Raw genomic sequence first — 20,509 nt, 5'->3', positions numbered from 1 at the left:
CTTAAATCAAAATCAGTGTTTCAGTAAACACATATGAATTCTTAATAACGAGGCTTAAAACCAAGCTTCTGGAATGATAATTATATCGCCAGGCAGCATATCTACATTGGCGCTTATTTCACCATCTTTAAGTAATTCGTTTATCAATACTTGGTATTCTTTTTGTTGCCCATCCTCAATACGAATTAATACCGCATCATTACCATCGGCAAACTCGGTTAAACCACCAACTTGAATCATTACATCGAGTAATGTCATATGTTGAATGTAATTTATTGCGCGTGGTTGAGCTGCTTCACCTATTACGCGTATTTGTTGACTAAAAGGGCCAACAAAGGTGTCTACTGTTACTGTAACAATAGGATCTCTTAAATAAGTAGATAAAATTTCTTCAATAGAACGTGCTAATTCAGTAGGTGTTTTACCACTAACACTGATATCTTCTACTAAAGAGGTAGTGATCATGCCGTCTGGGCGAACAACAAAAGTGCCCGATACTTCGGGGTTACGCCAAACAAAAATAGAAAGGACATCACTTGGTCCGATTAAATATCGGTATGAGTTAATGTCAGCAGTATCTGAAGGATGTAAAGTTGCTACTGGCAGCGAATTATTTGAGCTACAGCCTGAAAGGAGTGTTGCTAACAATAGCAGCCCAACTTTGATATTGTTGGCTAAGCGATTATCCATAATTTACACCTTTTTAAATATATATTTTGATTCAAAAAAACAAGGTTTAATTGTATGGTATTTTACCACTATTTAACAACGTAAATAATAATCTTAATTTACACCTGTAAATTAAACGTTAACTTTAGTATGTTTTTTGTTAGAATACCGCAGTTTTTTTGTAGGTAGCTACTAGCAAATCTGTTGGTATAAATTAAAGGGAATCTGGGCCGCTCATAGATAGCAAGTCTAGTTCAAAAAATTATGTCTAGTTCAAAATTTCGAGATTTATCCGCAGGTAGTAAATCTCTTATTATCATAGAGCAATTTTTATTTTCTGGTTCTTTGCTATTAGCTGTTCATCTAAATGGACTATATCAAATAGTTGATTTTAAAGCAGAACCTAATAGTTACTTTATCATATACGCTGTTATTTTTGCTTTGCTTAATCAATTAAGTGCTTTAGCTTTAGGTTTATATAATTCTAAGTTAAGAGAAAGCTTCCGCGGCATATTTAGACGAATGCTGATGTGTGTATCAGTAGGTTTTTTTGCAATAACGATAATTAACCCATTATTTGGCCAAGGTTTTTTACCTGTTGAACTACTGGCTATGGCTTCGTTACTCAGTGTATTACTTGTAACAAGCTTTCGTTATTTTACCTTTAAAGTTAACTTTTTTGGATTTGGTAAACGTAATGTTTTGGTTTTAGGGGCAGGTCAACGAGCCGCAATTATAGAAAACCGTATGCGACGTGATGTAGACAGACAAGACTTTACCGTGCATGGTTTTGTGGTCATGCCGGGTGACTTGCCAGACGGCATAAAAAGAGAGCCGCGTATCAATTTGAATGAATCATTAACTGATTATGCTTTAACTCATGAAATTGATGAAATTGTTGTCGCTAATGATGAACGTCGTAATGCGCTGCCAGTTGATGAGCTATTCGCGTGTAAAATCCGTGGTATCGAAATTACTGACATATTAGACTTTATTGAACGTGAAACAGGGCAGATAGCAGTAAATCTTATTTATCCGAGCTGGATAATTTTCTCAAATGGTTTTACTTCTAATAACTATTTACGTAACACCTTAGATTGGATTTTTAATGCAGCAATGGCTTTGTTTTTGTTAATGCTAACTTGGCCAATTATGTTGTTAACTGCATTGTTTATGAAAATGACCGAAGGTTGGTCGGCGCCTGTTTTTTATAAGCAAATCCGTGTTGGCTTAGACGGTGAACCTTTCAAAATTATCAAGTTTCGTAGTATGCGTTTAGATGCAGAAAAAGATGGTGCGCAAATGGCCAGTGAAAATGATAATCGAATCACTAAAATAGGCCATTATTTACGTAAATACCGTATTGATGAATTACCGCAGATTTGGAATGTATTACATGGTGATATGGGGTTTGTAGGTCCGCGTCCAGAGCGACCTGAATTTGTAACACAGCTTATTGAAAATCTTCCGTATTACAATGAACGCCATAACGTCAAGCCAGGTTTAACTGGTTGGGCACAATTAAAATATCCTTATGGTGCAACAGAAAACGATTCTTTAGAAAAGCTTAAATTTGATTTGTATTACATTAAGCATCGTAGTTTTTTATTGGATTTATTAATATTAATTCGAACAGTGGAAATCGTATTGTTTGGTAAAGGGCGTTAATTAGCATGAAAACAACAAGTAAAGCCATCATCTTACCTGAAAAGCAGGCGCTTACCGTTGACGTTGAAGATTATTTTCATGTTTCTGCATTTGAAAATTCGATAGATAAAAACGATTGGCAAAGTTTAGAATTGCGCGTTGAAAAAAACACTTATCGACTTTTAGAGTTATTCGAGAAAAAACAAGCTAAATGTACCTTTTTTACTTTAGGTTGGGTGGCAGAACGTTGTCCTAATCTAATTAAAGCCATTGTTGATCAAGGGCACGAGCTAGCGAGTCATGGCTATGCGCATCAACGAACAACGGGGATGAGCCAAGCGCAATTTACTGCTGATGTCAGTAAAAGCAAACAAATACTTGAAGATGCGTCTGGAGAAGCTGTTATTGGTTATAGAGCGCCAAGCTTTTCAATTAATGACAGTAATACTTGGGTGTATGAAACACTAACAGAATTAGGCTTTGAATATAGCTCAAGTACTTATCCTATTGAACATGATTTGTACGGCGTGCCGCATTGGCCACGTTTTAAGTATCAAAGAGAAGAAGGGATTATTGAAATTCCGATTCCTACTATACGGAAAGATGAAGTTAATACTGGCATTGGTGGTGGTGGTTATTTTCGCTTATATCCTTATTGGTTATCAAAAAGGCGTATTGATGAATATTTAGCAGCCGAACAGCAACCGTATAGCTTTTATTTTCATCCTTGGGAAATAGACCCTGATCAACCTCGTGTTGCTGGTGCTCCACTTAAATCAAAACTTCGTCATTATATAAACCTATCTCGGATGGAAGGAAAGATAATGCGGTTGTTAGATGATTATCAATGGGACACCATGAAAAGCGTATATTTAAAGGGAGATATTAAATAAGTATGAATAATCTAATCATAAAATTTGGGCCTATTGCGGCCCTTTTTATCGCTTGGTTTTATACTTACTACCAAGGAATACTTACGGCGGTAAATATTTGGGGAAACTCCGAAATATTCAATCACTGCTTTTTTGTTATTCCTATCGCTTTTTATCTTATTTACCAAAAAAGGCATGAACTTTCCCGACAACCTTTTGTAGCTAACTACTGGTTGTTATTACCGATCATTGGCACCTTAGTGCTATATACCTTTGGCTCGGTAGGTGATATTCGCTTATTTATGCATGTGGCTACATTTGTTTCATTACCTTTACTTATTTGGTTTGTTATTGGTAATAAAGCTGCGCAAGTTATCGCATTCCCTTTATTTTTTATATTGTTCTCTATTCCTGTTGGTGAACAGTTAATACCTTTTCTACAAGAAATAACAACCGACATGGCAGTACCGTTATTAGAGTTAACCGGTATTCCTGTTTATCGAAATGGTCTTTATTTAGAGATACCAGAAGGGCGATTTTTAGTAGCAGAAGCCTGTTCTGGCATTAGTTTTTTAATCACTTCAATTGTGTTTGGTCATTTATACGCTTATATCTCATTTAAAACCTTACCTAAAAAGTTACTGTTTATATTAATCTCGTTAATCTTTCCTATTCTTGCCAATGCGTTAAGAGTGTACGGTATTGTTTTAATTGCGCATTTAACCGATATGGAGCATGCAGCTGGTGCCGATCACCTGATTTATGGTGGGGTATTTTTCGCTATCGTATTGTTCTCATTAATCATGATTGGTGAAAAAATGCGGGATAAATTTGATGCGGATAAATCAGGAAAAGAAACGAGTAATGCAACAGTAGCTGTAGACGAAAAAGCGCTTGTTGTGAGTAATAAACTGGTGATGTTTTCTATTTTCTTGTTTGTTACGCAAATATTTTGGTATTCAGCAATAGTTAATGAACAATCATCATTAACTAACAATGAATTAATTGTTGATATTAAAACCTTACCTTTGGTGGTAAAAGAGCAGAACTTACAAAGATGGCAGCCTGAATTTTCAACAGCTTCAAATATTCAGCAAGGAATAATTATAGGGCCTTACGCTGTAGGCTCTGAATATTCAGCTTCTCAACAGGTAGAAAATATCGACTTTTTTATTGCCAGTTATCAAGGCGGAGAAGGTGAACTTATTTCTGCCGCTAACAAGTTATATAACGAACAGCGCTGGACACTAATTCAAAATAGAAGCGTCAATATAGATGAAGGTAGTGAAGCCCGGTTAATAAAAATAGTATCGCCAATAGGCCAATATAGATATATTTTATATTGGTATCAGTTACCTGATAAAGCCTTTACTAATAAAGTTAAATTAAAGCTTTATCAAACTTGGATGGCAATGTTTGGCCAAACGGAGCAGTCAGCTATTATTGCCTTATCATTTGAAAGTGAGCAAAACATAGAAGCGGTTATTAATTCGCTCTCAGCTAAAGCTAGTATTATTCAAAATAGCATTAAGGATTAATGACAGTGATTTCTGTTCCGTTTTCTATTGTTGAAAGTAATAGTCTATCTCGTAGCGCTCAACCTATCAGTATGGGGTGTCCATTTGCGGCAGGTGACTTCTTTGTAACTACACCACTAGTTATTCGTCAGCAAGACGGGCAGCTTATTTCATGTCAAATATCACCATTAACTTATTGGCATGATGGCAGTGTGAAGTGGGCAACGATCGACTTTGTTGTTGATATAAATAGTAATGAAACCCTACAGTTTACTCTGATAGACGGCGTTGTTGAGACTGAGGTAAGCGAAAATCAAAACTCAATACAGGTTATCGAAAATAATAACCAACTAGAAGTTAGTACGGGTGTAGAAACATTCATCATCAATACACAACAAGGTGAGCCATTATCTTTAGCTAAAAGTATAGCTAACGAAGGTATAGCTAACACAGATGTTAGTAAACCTGCGCCTGAAAAAGTCATAATTTCTATCGAACTTACAGATTTAGATAATAAAAAGTATTTAGCGACTGTTGATACTATTACCGCCGATAACATTACCGTTAATAGTCTTGCTTTAAATAATGTTAATACCGAGCTTGCAGAAAAAGAAACACATCGTAAAACAGTCAAAATTGCCGGTAGTTTCAATGATACAAATAACAATAAGTTAGGTGTTTTATTTGAATCAACACTAACCTTTTTTGCAAACACTAGTTATATCAAAGCAGAAGTCACCATACATAACCCACAGGCGGCAAAACATCCTGGTGGTTTATGGGACTTAGGTGATGAAGGCTCTATATTATTTAAATCACTTATCGTAAATATTCCAGTAGAAAAAAACGCAATGGTTAGTATTTTTGATCACATTAGCCATGAATCTATTACCTGTGGCAAAGATACTACAATTCAGCAATTTTCAAGTGGTGGCGTTAATTGGCAAAGCCCTGTTCATAAAAATGCAGCGGGCAAGGTAGATATTGAAAAAAATGGCTTTGTACTCACTTCAGACAATGAAGAACACGAAGGCATGCGAATTTCTCCATCAATTAGTGTTAGCAATTCAGAAAATACTATTAGTGCCTATGTCGAAAATTTTTGGCAGAACTTTCCTAAATCTATATCAAAGCAAAATGGCTCGTTAGATATAGGCTTGTTTCCTGGAAGTAATGTTCCTGATGGAGGCTTTGAGCTACAAGGCGGTGAAAAAAAGACTCACTCGCTTTGGGTTGATTTTAAATCTGTAACTCAAAATTTTAATTGGGTTGATAAGCCATTAAACATCACAATAGCTCCCAAATATATTGAACAAACAGCAGCCTTTGACTTATTTGTCGTCGATTTAAAAGCAGACGAATTATCAACAATAATTGAAAAGGGCGTTCATGGCGAAAATAATTTTTTTGCAAAGCGTGAGGTTGTTGATGAGTTTGGTTGGCGAAATTTTGGTGATTTATATGCAGATCATGAAACCCAAGGTTACACCGGAACCGACATTTTTGTTTCTCATTACAATAACCAATACGATCCTATTTATGGTTTTATCTATCAATATTTAACTACGGGTAACGCCAAATATTTTGAATTGGCAAATGACCTTACTCAACATGTTACGGATATTGATATTTATCATACGCTAGATGATAAAGATGAATATAATGGCGGGCTTTTTTGGCATACCGATCACTATTTAGATGCATCAACCTCTACACATCGTACTTTTTCCAAAAATCATCAAGCCGCTTATGAAGGATATACTTCAGGAGGCGGCCCAGGTGGCCAGCATTGCTATACAACAGGATTGAAGAGTAATTACTTATTAACAGGTAATGAAAGCGCTAAAAAAGCCGCATTACAATTAGCAGATTGGATCACATACAGCTTTGAAGGTTCAAATACTTTTCTAGCTAAACTTTTTGCAATAAAGCAAAGTGGAAATCATGGCGCTAGAGATCATATATTAGATACATATCCATTAGATCGAGGCACAGGTCACTATATTATTGCGCTATTAGATGCGTATGATCTTACTCAAGATAATGACTATTTAACCCGAGCATTTAAAGTAATCTCTAGAACTTTTCATCCTAACGATGACATGAGTTTACGAAATTTTGAGAACATAGAAGCTACATGGTTTTACACGGTGTTTTTACAAGCAGTAGGGCGGTTTTTATTCATTAAAGAACGCATGAACCAGTTAGATGATGATTTTTATTTTACTCGTGATGCCATGCTGCATTATGCAAACTGGATGGCTGACAACGAACGACCTTATTTAGAACAAAAAGATAAATTAGAATTCCCCAATACAACATGGGCAGGGCAAGACTTACGCAAAGTTGGTGTTTTATATATGGCTCATTATTACTCACCAATTCAGAATGATAGTTTTAAAGAGAAAGCTGTTTATATCCATCAACATATAATTACTACATTGAAAGATGATATTGATAGTGACTATACGAGAATTTTAGTATTGTTGATGCAGAACATTGGTTTTGCCAACTATTACCAACATTCTACTAGCCAGAATAAATTTGCAGATATTAGAGAATATGCATCGCCAATTAAGCCGAATAAATGGATTAAAATAGCTGCTTTATTACTAAAAGAATTATCGCGGCTATCAATAAAAAAAGAATTAACATGGTTGAGTTTACGCTCGGCCAAAGTTGCAAAATTATTAGGGAATAAAAGCTAAATGAAAAAGCTTAATGTATTACAGTTTATATGTTCTTCAGGCTTTTATGGTGCGGAGCGCTGGGTGTTAGCGCTAGCAAAATATTTAAATCCACAAGAAGTTAATTGTCATCTTGCCGTTACCATTGAATCAGGTAACGATGAATTAAAAATAATCGATGAATTTAATAAACTTGAAGGAAATATCTTTCAATTATCTATGGGTAATAGATTCGATCTTAAAGTGGTCGATAAGCTTGTTGATGTAATAAAAAACAATGATATTGATATCATTCATACGCATGGTTATAAGTCAGATATTCTCGGATTACTTGCAGCAAAAAAAGCGGGGATAAAAATTGTTATTACTCCACACGGTTTCTCAAATGGAATTGATTTTAAATTAAGATGCTTTATTTGGTTAGGCTGTCAGACTTTTAGGTTTGCAGATATTGTTGCTCCACTTTCAAAAGCGCTTTGTGATGATGTTCGTGGTTTTGGTGTGAAAGAAGAACGTTTAGTCTATGTACAAAATGGTGTAGATTTATCTGAAGTTGAAGAGCAAAAAATAAAAGAAAACCCTTTAAAATCTGTTGGCGATAATAAAAGAATCGGTTTTGTTGGCCAAATGATTAGCCGCAAAAACATTAAAGATATTCTTGATATATTTGAATCATTAGCAGGTAAACATCCCAATATCACCTTAAGTTTACTTGGCGATGGCGAATCTAGAGTTGAGCTTGAAGAATATACTAAGTCACTTACTCATAAAGATCGCATTGAATTTTTAGGATTTAGAGATGACCGTTTAGAGTTACTACAAAGCTTTGATTTATTTGTTATGACTTCTAGTTTAGAAGGAATACCTCGATGCCTAATGGAAGCAACGGCAATGGGTGTTCCTGTTGCGGCATATAACATTGCAGGCATTGATCAGTTAATAGAACATGAAAAAACTGGATTACTCGCCCCTTATGGTGAAAAAGAGCTTCTAGCGACTTATTGGGAAACATTACTTTTTAATGAAGAAAAAGCAACAGAACTATCTAACGCAGCTTATGAGTTTGTAAACGCTAACTATTCAGGGAAACGAATGTCTGATGAGTATACAGAAATTTTTAATCGTTTAATGGATGGAAATAATGCCAAAAAATAAATTAAAAATTGGTTTGCTGGTAGAAGATAAACATCTTCCTGCTTGGGCTTTTGAAATGATAAGCCAAATTAAAGCAAGTAATTATGCAGAAATTTCGTTAATTATTGAAAATGATGTACCTAAAGTCATACCAAACGTAAGTATTTGGGATAAGATCAGAAATAATAAAAACAGATTAGGCTACCTTTGTGTTCGCAAGGTATTAGAAGTTATATACGATAAATTAATAGATAGAGTACAAACCTTACCTGATGCAACAGAGTCAAAAAGTTGTGAACAGCTTTATCAAAATACCCCACTAATTAAAGTTAAACCTATTCAAAAGCTTCATTCAGATTATTTCTTGGACACGGATATACAAACGATTAAAGAAAGCCAACTAGATGTGATCATTCGATTGGGCTTTAGAATACTCAGAGGAGATATATTATCATCGAGTAAATATGGTGTCTGGTCATTTCATCATGGTGATAATAACTTGAATAGAGGTGGTCCCGCAGGTTATTGGGAAAGTTTAGAAAGCTGGCCTGAAACGGGCGCAATTTTACAAATCCTTAATGAAGATTTAGATAATGGGCAAGTATTGTATCGCTCATATTCTTGTACTAATGAATTTTCTTATAATGAAAATGTTAATAACTATTTTTGGAAATCCCTTTATTTTATGACCAGAACTTTAGAGTCATTATATCTTGAAGGAGAGGAAGAGTTTTTTGCAAAAGTAGCTAAACAAAATGAAAATCCGATTATATATTCTGAAAAACTGTATAAGAGCCCAACAAATAAAGAGTTAACCAAGTTAACCTTTAATAAACTTATCCAAAAAGCATCTCACATTGCTCAAAATAAATTTTATTTTGAGCAATGGATTTTGCTTTTTGATCTTAAAAAAGAGTTCTCAAGTTCACTTTGGCGCTACAAAAGAATAGTTCCACCTAAGGATAAGTTTTGGGCAGACCCTCATGTTATTTTTAAAAATAATACTTACTATATTTTTATTGAAGAATATTTATACAAGACTGGTAAGGGTCATATCTCACTTATTGAAATGGACGAAAAAGGTAAATATTCGGAACCTAAAATTGTTTTAGATAAGAATTATCATTTATCGTATCCGTTCATTTTTGATCATGATGACGAACTTTATATGATCCCTGAAAGTGTCGAGAATAATACTGTTGAATTATACCGATGCACTCAATTCCCAGATAAATGGGAGTTTGTGATGAACTTGATGGAGAATGTCTCATTATTGGATGCTACTTTATTATTCCATAATAATAAATGGTGGATGTTCGCTAACGGAGCCGAACACAAAGGTGTGTCTACTTGGGATGAATTATTTCTTTTTTCTTCAGATAATTTACTTTCTCAAGATTGGGCCTCACACCCTATGAACCCCATTATTTCAGATTGCAAACAAGCAAGGCCTGCAGGAAAAATATTTGAAAGAAATGGTAGTTTATATAGACCATCACAAAATTCATCACACAAATATGGTTACGGATTTAATTTTAATAGAATAATTCAATTAGATGAACGTAATTACCGTGAAGAAATAATCTCGAAAGTTGAGCCTAACTGGGCTGATGATATAACGGCAACGCACACTTTTAGTAATGCGCATAACTTGTACGTTATAGATGCTCAGATTAAAACAAAGAAAAAGTAAAATGACTCAAATTAATTTAATACAAAGTGACGATTTTTCTGCTTGGGATGCGTATGTAAAGCAACATCCTAGCGCCAGTCCATATCATCGAATAGCATGGATGAAAGCAATAAGTAATGCTTATAAACATCAATGTTTTTATTGGATAGCGAAACAGTCCGATGGCACTGTTGTTGGTGTGTTACCTGCAGTATTGATTGCCCCACCATTTTCAAAAGGGAGTTTGTGTGCTTTACCTTTTTGTGACGTTGGCGGGATATTAGCCAATAACGAAGAGGTAAGTGATGCCTTGTTAAATCAAGCCCTTCAGTTTTGTAAAGTGAAGAATATTCTAGCATTTGATAACCGCAGTAGTATTAAAAGTGAGACTTTATTTGATGTAGAAAATTCAGCTACAACAAAGGTAAGAATGCTTATGGATTTACCTGAAGACTCTGATGCATTGTTTTCTGGGTTTAAATCTAAATTGCGTAGTCAAATTCGAAAGTCGGAAAAAAATGGTTTAATCGCAAATACAGGTAATAGCTCTCAGTTTGTGAGTGAGTTTTATCAAGTTTTCACTCGAAATATGCGTGACTTAGGCTCTCCTGTACATAGTAAAAAGTGGTTCGAAGAAATAGCAACTTCTTATGGTGAGGATGCGATTATAGCAACGGTTTATTCTGAAAATCAGGTTGTTGGTGCGGGAATTGTTCTTTTTAATGGTCGTAAAGCTTGTATTCCTTGGGCATCAACTAATGCTGACTTTAACCGTTTAGCACCTAATATGTTGCTTTATTGGACATTATTAAAATACGTTAATGATAGAGGCTGTGAGGAATTTGATTTTGGACGTTCAACAGTTGGAGAGGGTACTTTCAAATTTAAAAGCCAATGGGGTGCAAGCCCTGAATTATTAAATTGGCAAAAATATAATAATACTGGGCAGTTAATATTAGAGAGCACAGGAGATATTAGTAATCTACGTGCTTTAGTCGAGCGGGTTTGGCGGAAATTGCCTGTAAATATTAGTGAATATATAGGTCCTAAAGTACGCAAGTATATTAGCTTATAAAACTTAATCATTGAAACTAATTGAATTAAAACGGAAATATTGATATGTGTGGGATTGCAGGGTTTAGCCAGTTTAATCAAGTTAAGGCGGAGCAACAAACATTAGTGAAAATGGGGGATGCCATTTATCACCGAGGCCCAGATGCTGGCGGAGAATATCTTGATGAGGGTATTGCATTATGCCACCGTAGATTGAGCATTATTGATTTATCGGCTGCGGGCACTCAACCTATGCATTCTTCAGATGATAAACTTGTAATTGTTTTTAATGGTGAAATCTATAATTATTTAGGGCTAAGAGAAACCTTGATAGCTGAAGGTTATCAATTTAATACGCATACAGATACTGAAGTTATACTTGCCCTTTATGCTAAGTATGGTGAACAATGTTTAGAGCATTTAAATGGTCAGTTTGCTTTTGCCTTATGGGATAAAGCAAAACAAGAGCTATTTATTGCTCGAGATAGAATGGGTAAAAAGCCGTTATATTACTATTTTGACAATGAAAATATATTCTTTGCTTCTGAGTTAAAAGCATTACTTGTATTACCTAATATCCCTAAAAAAATACGAGACGATGCTGTTTATGACTTTTTTGCCTATCAATATATTCCAGATCCAAAAACAATTTTTGAAAATGTCTACAAATTAGAGCCAGGCCACTTTATTACCTTTAACTCTAAAGGCCTTAATAAAAAAGAATACTGGGATGTTTCATTTGCTCAAACGAGTAATGATTCAGAAGAACAGTTAAAAGCTAAATTAACTCAATTAACCGATGATTGTACAAAAAACCGAATGATTAGTGATGTTCCGTTAGGGGCTTTTCTAAGCGGGGGGGTTGACTCTAGCGGCGTGGTTGCGTTAATGGCTAAAAATAGTGAATCACCAATCACTACATGCTCTATAGGCTTTGACGATGAAAAATATAATGAAGTTGATTTCGCACGGGCTGTAGCTGAGCAGTATAAAACCAATCACCATGAATTTACCGTACATCAAAATGTAAAAGATGAACTAGCTAATATAGTAAGTTATTTCGATGAGCCTTTTGCTGATCCATCACTGGTACCAACCTATTTTGTCTCTGAATTAGCAAGACAGAAAGTAACTGTAGCTATTGCTGGTGACGGCGGCGATGAAGTTTTTGCCGGCTATGAAAAGTACTCTGTTGATAATGTAGAGAACAAACTGCGTCAAAAATTTCCATCCGTTATTAGGGAATACATTTTTCCGCCGTTAGCTAAACTAGCTGGCTGTATTAATGCAACGCCTTTCAGGCGGGCTAAATCATTATTAACCAGTTTAAGTGTTGAACCCGCCATGGGTTTTTATATTACCAATTCATTTATAACTGATGATATTTGGAATAACTTAGTAAATGATAAAATGAATAATAGCCTTAACGGTTATCACCCATCAAAAATCACCATAGATAAATACCATAAAGCCGACGGTCCAGATCATTTATCAAAAATACTTTATACCGATATGAAAACCTACTTGCCAGGTGGGATTTTGGTTAAAGTAGATCGCATGAGTATGGCAAACTCATTAGAAGTACGTGCACCCATTTTAGATTATAAATTAGTGGAATTTGCTGCAACCATACCATCAAAATATAAATTTAATGATGGTGAAAAGAAATACATATTAAAAGAAATATTCAAACCGTTTCTAACCGACGATATTTTATACAGAAAGAAAATGGGTTTTTCTGTTCCTTTAGCTGATTGGCTTCGCGGTGAAATAAAAGATATCACTGAAGATTGTTTATTTAATCGAAAAACAGGACTTGTGAACTACTTTAAGCCTGAAGAGATTAAAAAAATGTGGCAACAACACCAAGATAAAACAACTGATTACTCAGCCCCGTTATGGAGCATGTTGATGTTTCAAATGTGGTGGGATAAATACATGAAGAATAAAGGGTAGTGAAATGGAAAAGCTAGAAAATGTCTAAATTTGCTTTATTGTTTCTGCTGCTTTTTGCATCGGGGTTATACGCAATTCTATTCGTTGCCCCTGTGTGGGGATTTTATCTTTATCAAGTAATATATTTTTTAAATCCTAGCTCTCGTTGGTGGTCTTCAGGGATCCCTAGTATTAGCTATTCATTTGTAACTTTTTTATTAACGCTAAGTGTTTTTTTATTTACACAAAAAAAACATAATTTAAATACGGTATGTAAAATCCCTGAGTTTAAATGGTTTATCTTACTCTTCTTTACTTATCTAATGGTTACACTTGTCGCTGTTTCACAAGAAACACACTTGCGCTATGTTTTTGATTTATTTAAACTTTTGTTGGTTGTGTATGTTGGGTACCGTTTAATTGATACTGAGAAAAAAATAGAACTTGCTTTGCTTTTCTACTTACTTGGTTGCGCATATATAGGTTATGAGGCTTTTGTTGTTGGTAGAAATGAGTTTGGTCGGGTAGAAGGTATTGGCACAGTAGATGCTCCTGAGGCTAATGGGACTGCTACTGCTATAGCGCCAGCTATTTCAATTTTATTATATTATGGCTGGAGAGGGTCGTTAAAAATTAAAATTCTTGTAGCTTTTGGGGGGGCTTTGATTGTAAATGGTTTAATCTTGATTAATAGTCGCGGCGCGTTTTTAGGTGCAGCAGCAGGTTCAATTTATTTTATTTTTTATATGGTATTTTCTAAATATAAACTACCTAAACAAAAGATTATGCTGATGTTGATATTGTTGGTTGGTATTGCTGGTGTGTTAAGGTTTACTGATGATATGTTTTGGGAGCGAATGGGCTCAATTCAAAAAAGCTCTATATCAGATAAGGAGAGTGGAGCATCAAGAGTGCAATATTGGCTGAAAACTTTTGATATGCTTGATGACTCCCCTTTTGGGCTTGGTATTTATGGGTATCAGATAGTTAGTCCAATGTATCTAACTGAAGAGCAAATTGATAAAGCAAAGAAGGAAGGGTATTCCGGTCGAGCAGTCCATTCTATGTGGTTTCAGGCTTTGTCAGAGATTGGTTGGTTAGGTGCGGGTGTTATATTATGCTTAATGCTATCAATTTATAAACATCTAAGAAGAGCTAAAAAACAGGCTGTTTATTATAAGGATTACATTATGTACTACCGGTTAATTACAGTTGAATCTGCTTTAATATCTTTTATGGTTGCAGGATCTTTTATTAATGCTTTTAGGGCTGAAATTTTTTATTGGCTCATTTTATTTTGTATTTGTGCTAGCACTATAGCTCTGAATAAGCACCCTGAATTAAGTGATGGTACTTCTTAGATAACTGAGTATTTTACCTTACTGAATAAAGTTAGACTTTAATTTTAGGTTCTTCTAATTTACGTAATATATTTTATGTAATTGAAAGGGAGTATATTATTAGGCATTCAGTGTTTAAATACCTTAATCATATATCAATATTTTAAGTTGGCTTAACCATTATATAATTAGGTTAATTTAGTGGGACAAATTGTGAACAAAAAAATAAAAATTCTACATATTACCTTTGATATGGCTCTCGGTGGAACTGAGCAGGTGATAAGGCAACTAGTTGAAAATATGCCATCGGATAAAATTGAGCACCATATATTTTGTTTGGATGGTGAAGTTAAAGAGCTAGGGCAACGACTTATTTCGAAAGGGTTTGTAATACATAGCTACCAACGTAAAAAAGGTTTTGATTTCTCCTTAGTTTGGCTTTTAAGACGATTAATAAATAAAGAGGGCTATGATGTTTTACATTGCCACCAATACACTCCTTTTGTATATGGTGTAATGGCAAGCGTATTTAAACGTTCAAAGGTGATTTTTACGGAACACGGGCGATTTTATCCCGAAGTTGTAAAGCCGAAAAGGAAGTTAATCAATCCAGTATTATCTCTTTTTACAAATAAAATTACAGCCATTTCTAAGGCAACAGCTAAAGCCATTGTTGATTTTGAATACATGCCTGAACGTAAGGTTCAAGTAATCTATAATGGTCTTAAGCTTGATGTTGACCAATTACACAAAACACATTCAACTGGAGACTTGCGAGACTTTTTGAAAGTTCCCCAAGCTGCTTTTTTGTTTGGAACAATTGCACGATTAGACCCCATAAAAAATCATATAATGTTAATCAAAGCATTTGAAACGCTATGTCAAAAGCATAAAGACTTATATCTTGTGATTATTGGAGATGGGCCAATGATGATAGATCTTCGCATGTTAGTTTCTGAGCTCAATATGGAGAGGAATATTGTATTGACAGGATTTATTGTAGAACCTCAGAAATATTTATTGGCCATGGATGTATTTTTATTGCCTTCATTTAGTGAAGGTACTTCAATGACATTATTGGAAGCAATGGCGTGCGGTATTCCACCAGTTGTTACCAGAGTAGGAGGAAACCCTGAAATAGTTGAAAATGATGTGAGTGGTTTAATTGTTGAAAATGATGATCAAATCGCCTTAGAGTCTGCGATGTTAAAATTATTCAATAATAAAGATAAACGAGTAAAACTCTCCGCTGCAGCAATGGCAAGGTTCAATAGCACCTTTAAAGAAAATTATATGGTTAACAATTACATGAAAATATACTGCGATTTAACAGGTAGAGAATAGTGACGGACTCTGTAAAAGATATCGATAACAGAACAAAACAGGGTTTAATTTGGTATACAGTCTTACCTTTTTTAATGCACTTTGTTCGTATTGCTTCAGCTATATGGCTTGCGAGGATTTTATCTCCAAGTGACTTTGGAATTATGGGCTTGGTTACAGTACTTTTTTTTTATTGTGATTTGTTTACCTCTTTTGGTTTTTCGAACGCTATTATCCAACGGAAAACTGTTAATTCGATACATTATTCTAGTTATTTCGTTTTTAATATAATTATATCTTCTGGTTTATTTATTAGCTTTCAATTGTTTTCCCCTTCAATAGCAAAATATTTTTCTGAACCTCTATTAGACGACGCACTGAAAGTTTTTTCAATAATGTTCTTATTAAGTGCGTGTATAGCCGCTCCTCAAGCAAATTTAAAACGGAACCTTAATTTCAAAATAATGGCCATTATTGAAGGGACTAGTATGGCTATTTCAATTGTTAGCTCTATTTTATTGGCGCTTAACGGTTTTGGGTTTTGGTCAATGATATATTCTATGATTCTTGCACAGTTTGTCGTTCTCATTTTGACGTTAATCACATCAAGAGAAAGACTCGAATTTAAGTTTAATGGTCAAGCATTTAAGCAATTACTAAATTTTGGTGTTTGGGACTTTTTTTGGGGGCAAGCTGTATTGTTAGGAGAAAATGTTGACAAGTTAATTATAGGTAAATTTTTGGGAACTACACAGTTAGGTTTTTATGATAAAGCGCTAGGTTTTGCTCAAATGCCTAATATACAAATATCACGACGCTTGTCTCAAGTTTCTTTTTCAGCTTTCTCAAGAGTACAAGATGATAAAGCCGCTACTAGTAACTATTTTACTAAGATAATGGCTCTGAATGCATTCATCTGTTTTCCTGTTTTTTTGGGGCTTTCAGCAGTATCTCGAGATTTTACGTTAATTTTACTTGGTGACAAATGGGCGCCGATGATTAGCTCGTTATCTTTACTCTCCATAGCATTTTTACTAGCGTCGATTACCGCTCCTATTGTTTCAATGAATATGGCTATTGGCTCTATTAAACAGCAAACCCTGATTCGTTTCTTTTGTTTAATTGTGCTTACTGTTTCTCTTGTGATGTTAGTTGAAGAAGGCATTGAGGCTGCTGCTTTTGTTCTAATTTTATTTTATTCAGTTCAGTTGTTAGCTTCCTATTATCTATTGAGTTATAAGTTTAATTGGGGCTGGGTAAAGCTACTAAATTTATTGTGGGCTCCTTTAGTGTCAGCGGGTGTAATGTACTTTGTTGTTAGTACTATCGCTGACAGTACTTGGTTTGAGTTGAGGTTGATGAATTTTATTACAGCAATTTCATGCGGAGTTGTGACTTATGTGGCTTTATTTCTACTCATCCCTTCATCTTCATGGAATTATTTGAGAAATAAAGTGATAAATAGGCTAATGATAAAAGGTGAAAGGAGCAACTCTTGAAGTATAGATCAGAGATTGATGGATTAAGAGCATTAGCGGTTCTACCTGTTGTACTTTATCATGCAGGTGCTAAATTCATCTCTGGAGGTTTTTTAGGAGTAGATGTTTTTTTTGTAATAAGTGGTTATTTAATAACGAGTATTATTGTTCATGACTTAAATAAACAACGTTTTTCTATTGCAATATTTTATGAAAGGCGGGCTCGAAGAATCCTTCCTGCGCTATTGGTTATGATGGTTGCGGTTATTGTTTCTGGTTTTGTTTTATTATCACCAACAGATTTAAAAGATCTATCTCAGAGTGTATTCGCAACAATATTTTTCGCATCGAATATATACTTTTATATGACTAGCGGATATTTTTCACCTGCGGCGGATGAATTGCCTTTATTACATACATGGAGTCTAGCTGTTGAAGAGCAATATTATATTATATTTCCGTTACTCTTAATGTTCTTTTGGAAAAAGGGGGTGTCGATAAGAGTCATAATATATACGGTAAGTGCTATTGCAATTACTTCATTTGTAGCGTCTTACTTTATTGCTGCCCTTGATACGTCTGCTAACTTCTACCTATTAACGAGTAGGGCTTGGGAGTTATTAGCTGGCGCACTCTTAGCGTTAAATTATAAGTATTTTGATAAGAGTGGCCAAAAAGTAAAAGAAGTTATGGCCGCTATAGGTTTGATTTTATTACTGTTATGTTATGCACTTTTTTCCAATAAATTGCCTCATCCGTCCTGGCCAACATTATTTCCAGTGTTAGCTACTTTTTGTATCTTAGCTTACAGTAGAAATACCCTTGTAGGAAAACTACTTAGCACCAATATATTGGTTTATTTTGGTGCAATATCTTATTCACTATATTTATGGCACCAACCTATTTTTGCTTTTGTTCGAATAAAAGATACCGAAGAATTTTCTCTTTTATTGGCTACATCTTTAGTCTTTTTAACTATTATCTTGTCTCATCTCACCCTTAAATATGTAGAAACACCTTTTAGAAATCGTCAGTTTCTAGACTCTCGATCTATTTATAAATTATCAATTTCCTGCATAGTTATATTTAGTCTGTTAGGCTTAGGAGGGCATTTCACTGAAGGTGTTAAAGCAAGATTTGACGATAGTATTGATTTTGACTCTATCAGCATTAGTCCTAAAAGATACCAGTGCCATACGTCAGGTATAAACTATTTACACCCCGATCAAGCTTGCAATCTTTTTGATGAAAAGCCAAGCGTAGCAGTTCTTGGTGACTCACATGGTGTGGAATTAAGTTATATGTTTGGTCATTATCTTAAAAAATATGAAAGGTCATTACTGCAGTTGACGTTCTCAGGCTGCCCACCCGCTATTGATTTTGATACAACAACGTCAGGGTGTAAACAGTGGTTGCGCGAGTCCATTATATATATTATTGAGTCTGACGAAATAGACACCGTCATTTTAACCTTTAGACATACCGCATATTTGAGTGGTGATAATATTGAAGCTAGCAATCAGCAAGCTTTTGATGTTGGACCGTCACACCATATTGAAAATAGCGAAGGGCTTTCGGTAAAGGAACTTAAAAATATATATTATTCTTCATTTGAAGCGCTTGTTAATGAGTTGATAAGTAATCAAAAAAAAGTGGTGATTATAGGCCCAATTCCCGAACTCAAAAGTAACATTAAAAAAATTATTACTCCTTTCTCTATTTTTAATAATCCTGTTTCAGGTGTTTTTTTTGAAACTGATTGGGTATTTCAGAACAACAGAAGCGGGTATATAAATAAATGGCTAATTACCCTTTCAAGTAGCATTCCCATGGTGACATATTTAAATTCGAATGAACCGTTTTGCGACGATAGGCATTGCTTATCTGTTATTGATGGAAAATCAATGTATTTTGATGATGATCATTTGAGTTTGGATGGCTCTAAACGGTATATTAGTTTTTTTGATGGCCAATTTAATAAACTTTTTAGTAATATGGCTCCTGATAATTTGATGGAGAATGAATAATGATTTCATTTTTTTGGAGATAAAATGATAAAAATTGGATTAACAGAAATGCATGGCATTGCTAAAGAGGTTGCAGCCAACCCTCCTGAAAATGTAACTTATATCGAAGCTAAAGATACACGTTCAGTCGCTGATTGGTTTTTTACGAGCCCAGCTGTCGGCGTTTTGCGATATTTTAAAGGAAAAGATTGTGACATACTTGAAGCACCTTTATTCCCAATCATAACTAATCAAAAGTGGATATACACACCCGCTAGGTTCTCAGGAGCCACTGCATTTGAAATTTTAAATATTCCTTTGCCTAGGTTTATCCGAGTCTTTCTAATTAAACAGTTAATGCTTCGAAAAAATTTCATTAAGCTTATTTTTAAAAGCCATGCAGGAAGGGAGACATTAAGATCTTTTGCAGGGATCACTGATAAGAGAATATTAGATAAAGTTGATGTTGTGTACCCATGTATGAGGCAAGTAGACGACAAGTTAATTAGGTATAACCAAGGAAAAATAAACTTCATGTGCTCAGGTGACTTTTTTCTTAAAGGGAGTGCAAATGTTGTTGATGCGTTTATTCGGCTAGCAGAAGTATACGACCATATTCACTTAAGGATATGTGCTTCAAATGATATGCGAATACATGATGAACAGCTAAAAAAAGAATACAGAGAAAAAATAGATAATCACCCCAGAATTACTTTTGGTGCAGTTGAACGGGACGTTATGCTTAATGAAGTCTTACCAGAAACGGATGTTTTTGTATCACCAACATATCAAGAAGCATTTGGTTTTGCTATTTTAGAAGCTTCTGCTTATGGCTTGCCAGTTATATCAACTAAACACTTTGCTATTCCCGAAATAATTGAGGATCGTGAAAGTGGCTTTTTAATTGATAATAATCACTTTGATTTTATTAAAAATGGAAAAGTATGTGTGCTGGATACAATCCCTAAAGATTTTATGAATTTTATGGCAGATAATATTTATAATCATATGAAGTATTTTATTGAAAGCCCCTCAAAGATAGAATTAATGGGTAATAAAGGCTTAAAAATAGCACGGACTAAGTTCTCATTTACAGAAAGAAATAAAAAAATGTTATCTATTTATGAAGATGCGATGGATAATTCATAATAAATTAGGATTTATAGAACAATTATA

Annotated in this window: 14 protein-coding genes; 13 read left to right on the top strand and 1 reads right to left on the bottom strand. The window is 34.6% G+C overall.

The window, feature by feature from the left end; translation table 11 throughout:
- Positions 1-54: 54 nt before the first annotated feature.
- Positions 55-690 carry an XrtA/PEP-CTERM system exopolysaccharide export protein gene (locus CWS31_RS08980; protein ID WP_101344882.1) on the bottom strand — a complete coding sequence of 212 codons (636 nt, stop codon included), beginning with the start codon at positions 688-690 and terminating at the stop codon, positions 55-57.
- Positions 691-933: 243 nt separating this feature from the next.
- Here CWS31_RS08980 and CWS31_RS08975 point away from each other — a divergent pair, with 243 nt between their 5' ends.
- The 13 genes from CWS31_RS08975 to CWS31_RS08915 all read left to right on the top strand — a co-directional run bounded on the left by CWS31_RS08975 (position 934) and on the right by CWS31_RS08915 (position 20,482).
- Positions 934-2,337 (top strand): TIGR03013 family XrtA/PEP-CTERM system glycosyltransferase, encoded by a 1,404-nt coding sequence (locus CWS31_RS08975; protein WP_101344881.1) that lies wholly within the window; start codon positions 934-936, stop codon positions 2,335-2,337.
- Positions 2,338-2,342: 5 nt separating this feature from the next.
- On the top strand, positions 2,343-3,209 hold the full coding sequence (locus tag CWS31_RS08970) for an XrtA system polysaccharide deacetylase (protein ID WP_101344880.1): 867 nt from the start codon (positions 2,343-2,345) through the stop codon (positions 3,207-3,209).
- Between the two features lie 2 nt (positions 3,210-3,211).
- On the top strand, positions 3,212-4,726 hold the full coding sequence (gene xrtA / locus CWS31_RS08965; protein ID WP_101344879.1) for an exosortase A: 1,515 nt from the start codon (positions 3,212-3,214) through the stop codon (positions 4,724-4,726).
- Entirely contained in the window at positions 4,726-7,413 is a 2,688-nt protein-coding gene (locus CWS31_RS08960; protein WP_101344878.1) for an RIFT barrel domain-containing protein, read from the top strand. Before xrtA ends, CWS31_RS08960 begins: the two co-directional genes overlap by 1 nt.
- Positions 7,414-8,547: a glycosyltransferase family 4 protein gene (locus CWS31_RS08955; protein WP_101344877.1), complete on the top strand. Its 1,134-nt coding sequence runs from the start codon at positions 7,414-7,416 to the stop codon at positions 8,545-8,547.
- Positions 8,534-10,219, top strand: coding sequence for a glucosamine inositolphosphorylceramide transferase family protein (locus CWS31_RS08950; RefSeq protein ID WP_101344876.1), 1,686 nt, complete (start codon positions 8,534-8,536; stop codon positions 10,217-10,219). The genes CWS31_RS08955 and CWS31_RS08950 overlap by 14 nt, the downstream gene beginning before the upstream one ends.
- A 1-nt stretch (position 10,220) precedes the next feature.
- The gene (locus CWS31_RS08945; protein ID WP_101344875.1) at positions 10,221-11,273 is read left to right on the top strand and encodes a FemAB family XrtA/PEP-CTERM system-associated protein; all 1,053 of its coding nucleotides are present in this window, start codon (positions 10,221-10,223) and stop codon (positions 11,271-11,273) included.
- A 44-nt stretch (positions 11,274-11,317) separates the two neighbouring features.
- Positions 11,318-13,207, top strand: coding sequence for an asparagine synthase (glutamine-hydrolyzing) (asnB, locus tag CWS31_RS08940; protein ID WP_101344874.1), 1,890 nt, complete (start codon positions 11,318-11,320; stop codon positions 13,205-13,207).
- Positions 13,208-13,227: 20 nt separating this feature from the next.
- Positions 13,228-14,547: an O-antigen ligase family protein gene (locus CWS31_RS08935; RefSeq protein WP_101344873.1), complete on the top strand. Its 1,320-nt coding sequence runs from the start codon at positions 13,228-13,230 to the stop codon at positions 14,545-14,547.
- Positions 14,548-14,739: 192 nt separating this feature from the next.
- Entirely contained in the window at positions 14,740-15,870 is a 1,131-nt protein-coding gene (locus CWS31_RS08930) for a glycosyltransferase (RefSeq protein WP_148747750.1), read from the top strand.
- Positions 15,870-17,348 carry a lipopolysaccharide biosynthesis protein gene (locus CWS31_RS08925; protein ID WP_101344871.1) on the top strand — a complete coding sequence of 493 codons (1,479 nt, stop codon included), beginning with the start codon at positions 15,870-15,872 and terminating at the stop codon, positions 17,346-17,348. The genes CWS31_RS08930 and CWS31_RS08925 overlap by 1 nt, the downstream gene beginning before the upstream one ends.
- Entirely contained in the window at positions 17,345-19,354 is a 2,010-nt protein-coding gene (locus tag CWS31_RS08920) for an acyltransferase family protein (protein WP_101344870.1), read from the top strand. The genes CWS31_RS08925 and CWS31_RS08920 overlap by 4 nt, the downstream gene beginning before the upstream one ends.
- A 24-nt stretch (positions 19,355-19,378) precedes the next feature.
- Positions 19,379-20,482, top strand: coding sequence for a glycosyltransferase family 4 protein (locus CWS31_RS08915; RefSeq protein WP_101344869.1), 1,104 nt, complete (start codon positions 19,379-19,381; stop codon positions 20,480-20,482).
- Positions 20,483-20,509: the final 27 nt, after the last annotated feature.

It is taken from the genome of Colwellia echini (genome assembly GCF_002843355.2).
GTDB lineage: Bacteria > Pseudomonadota > Gammaproteobacteria > Enterobacterales > Alteromonadaceae > Colwellia > Colwellia echini.
Note: the sequence above shows the minus strand (reverse complement) of the source record. Positions and strands in the feature narration are given on the sequence as shown.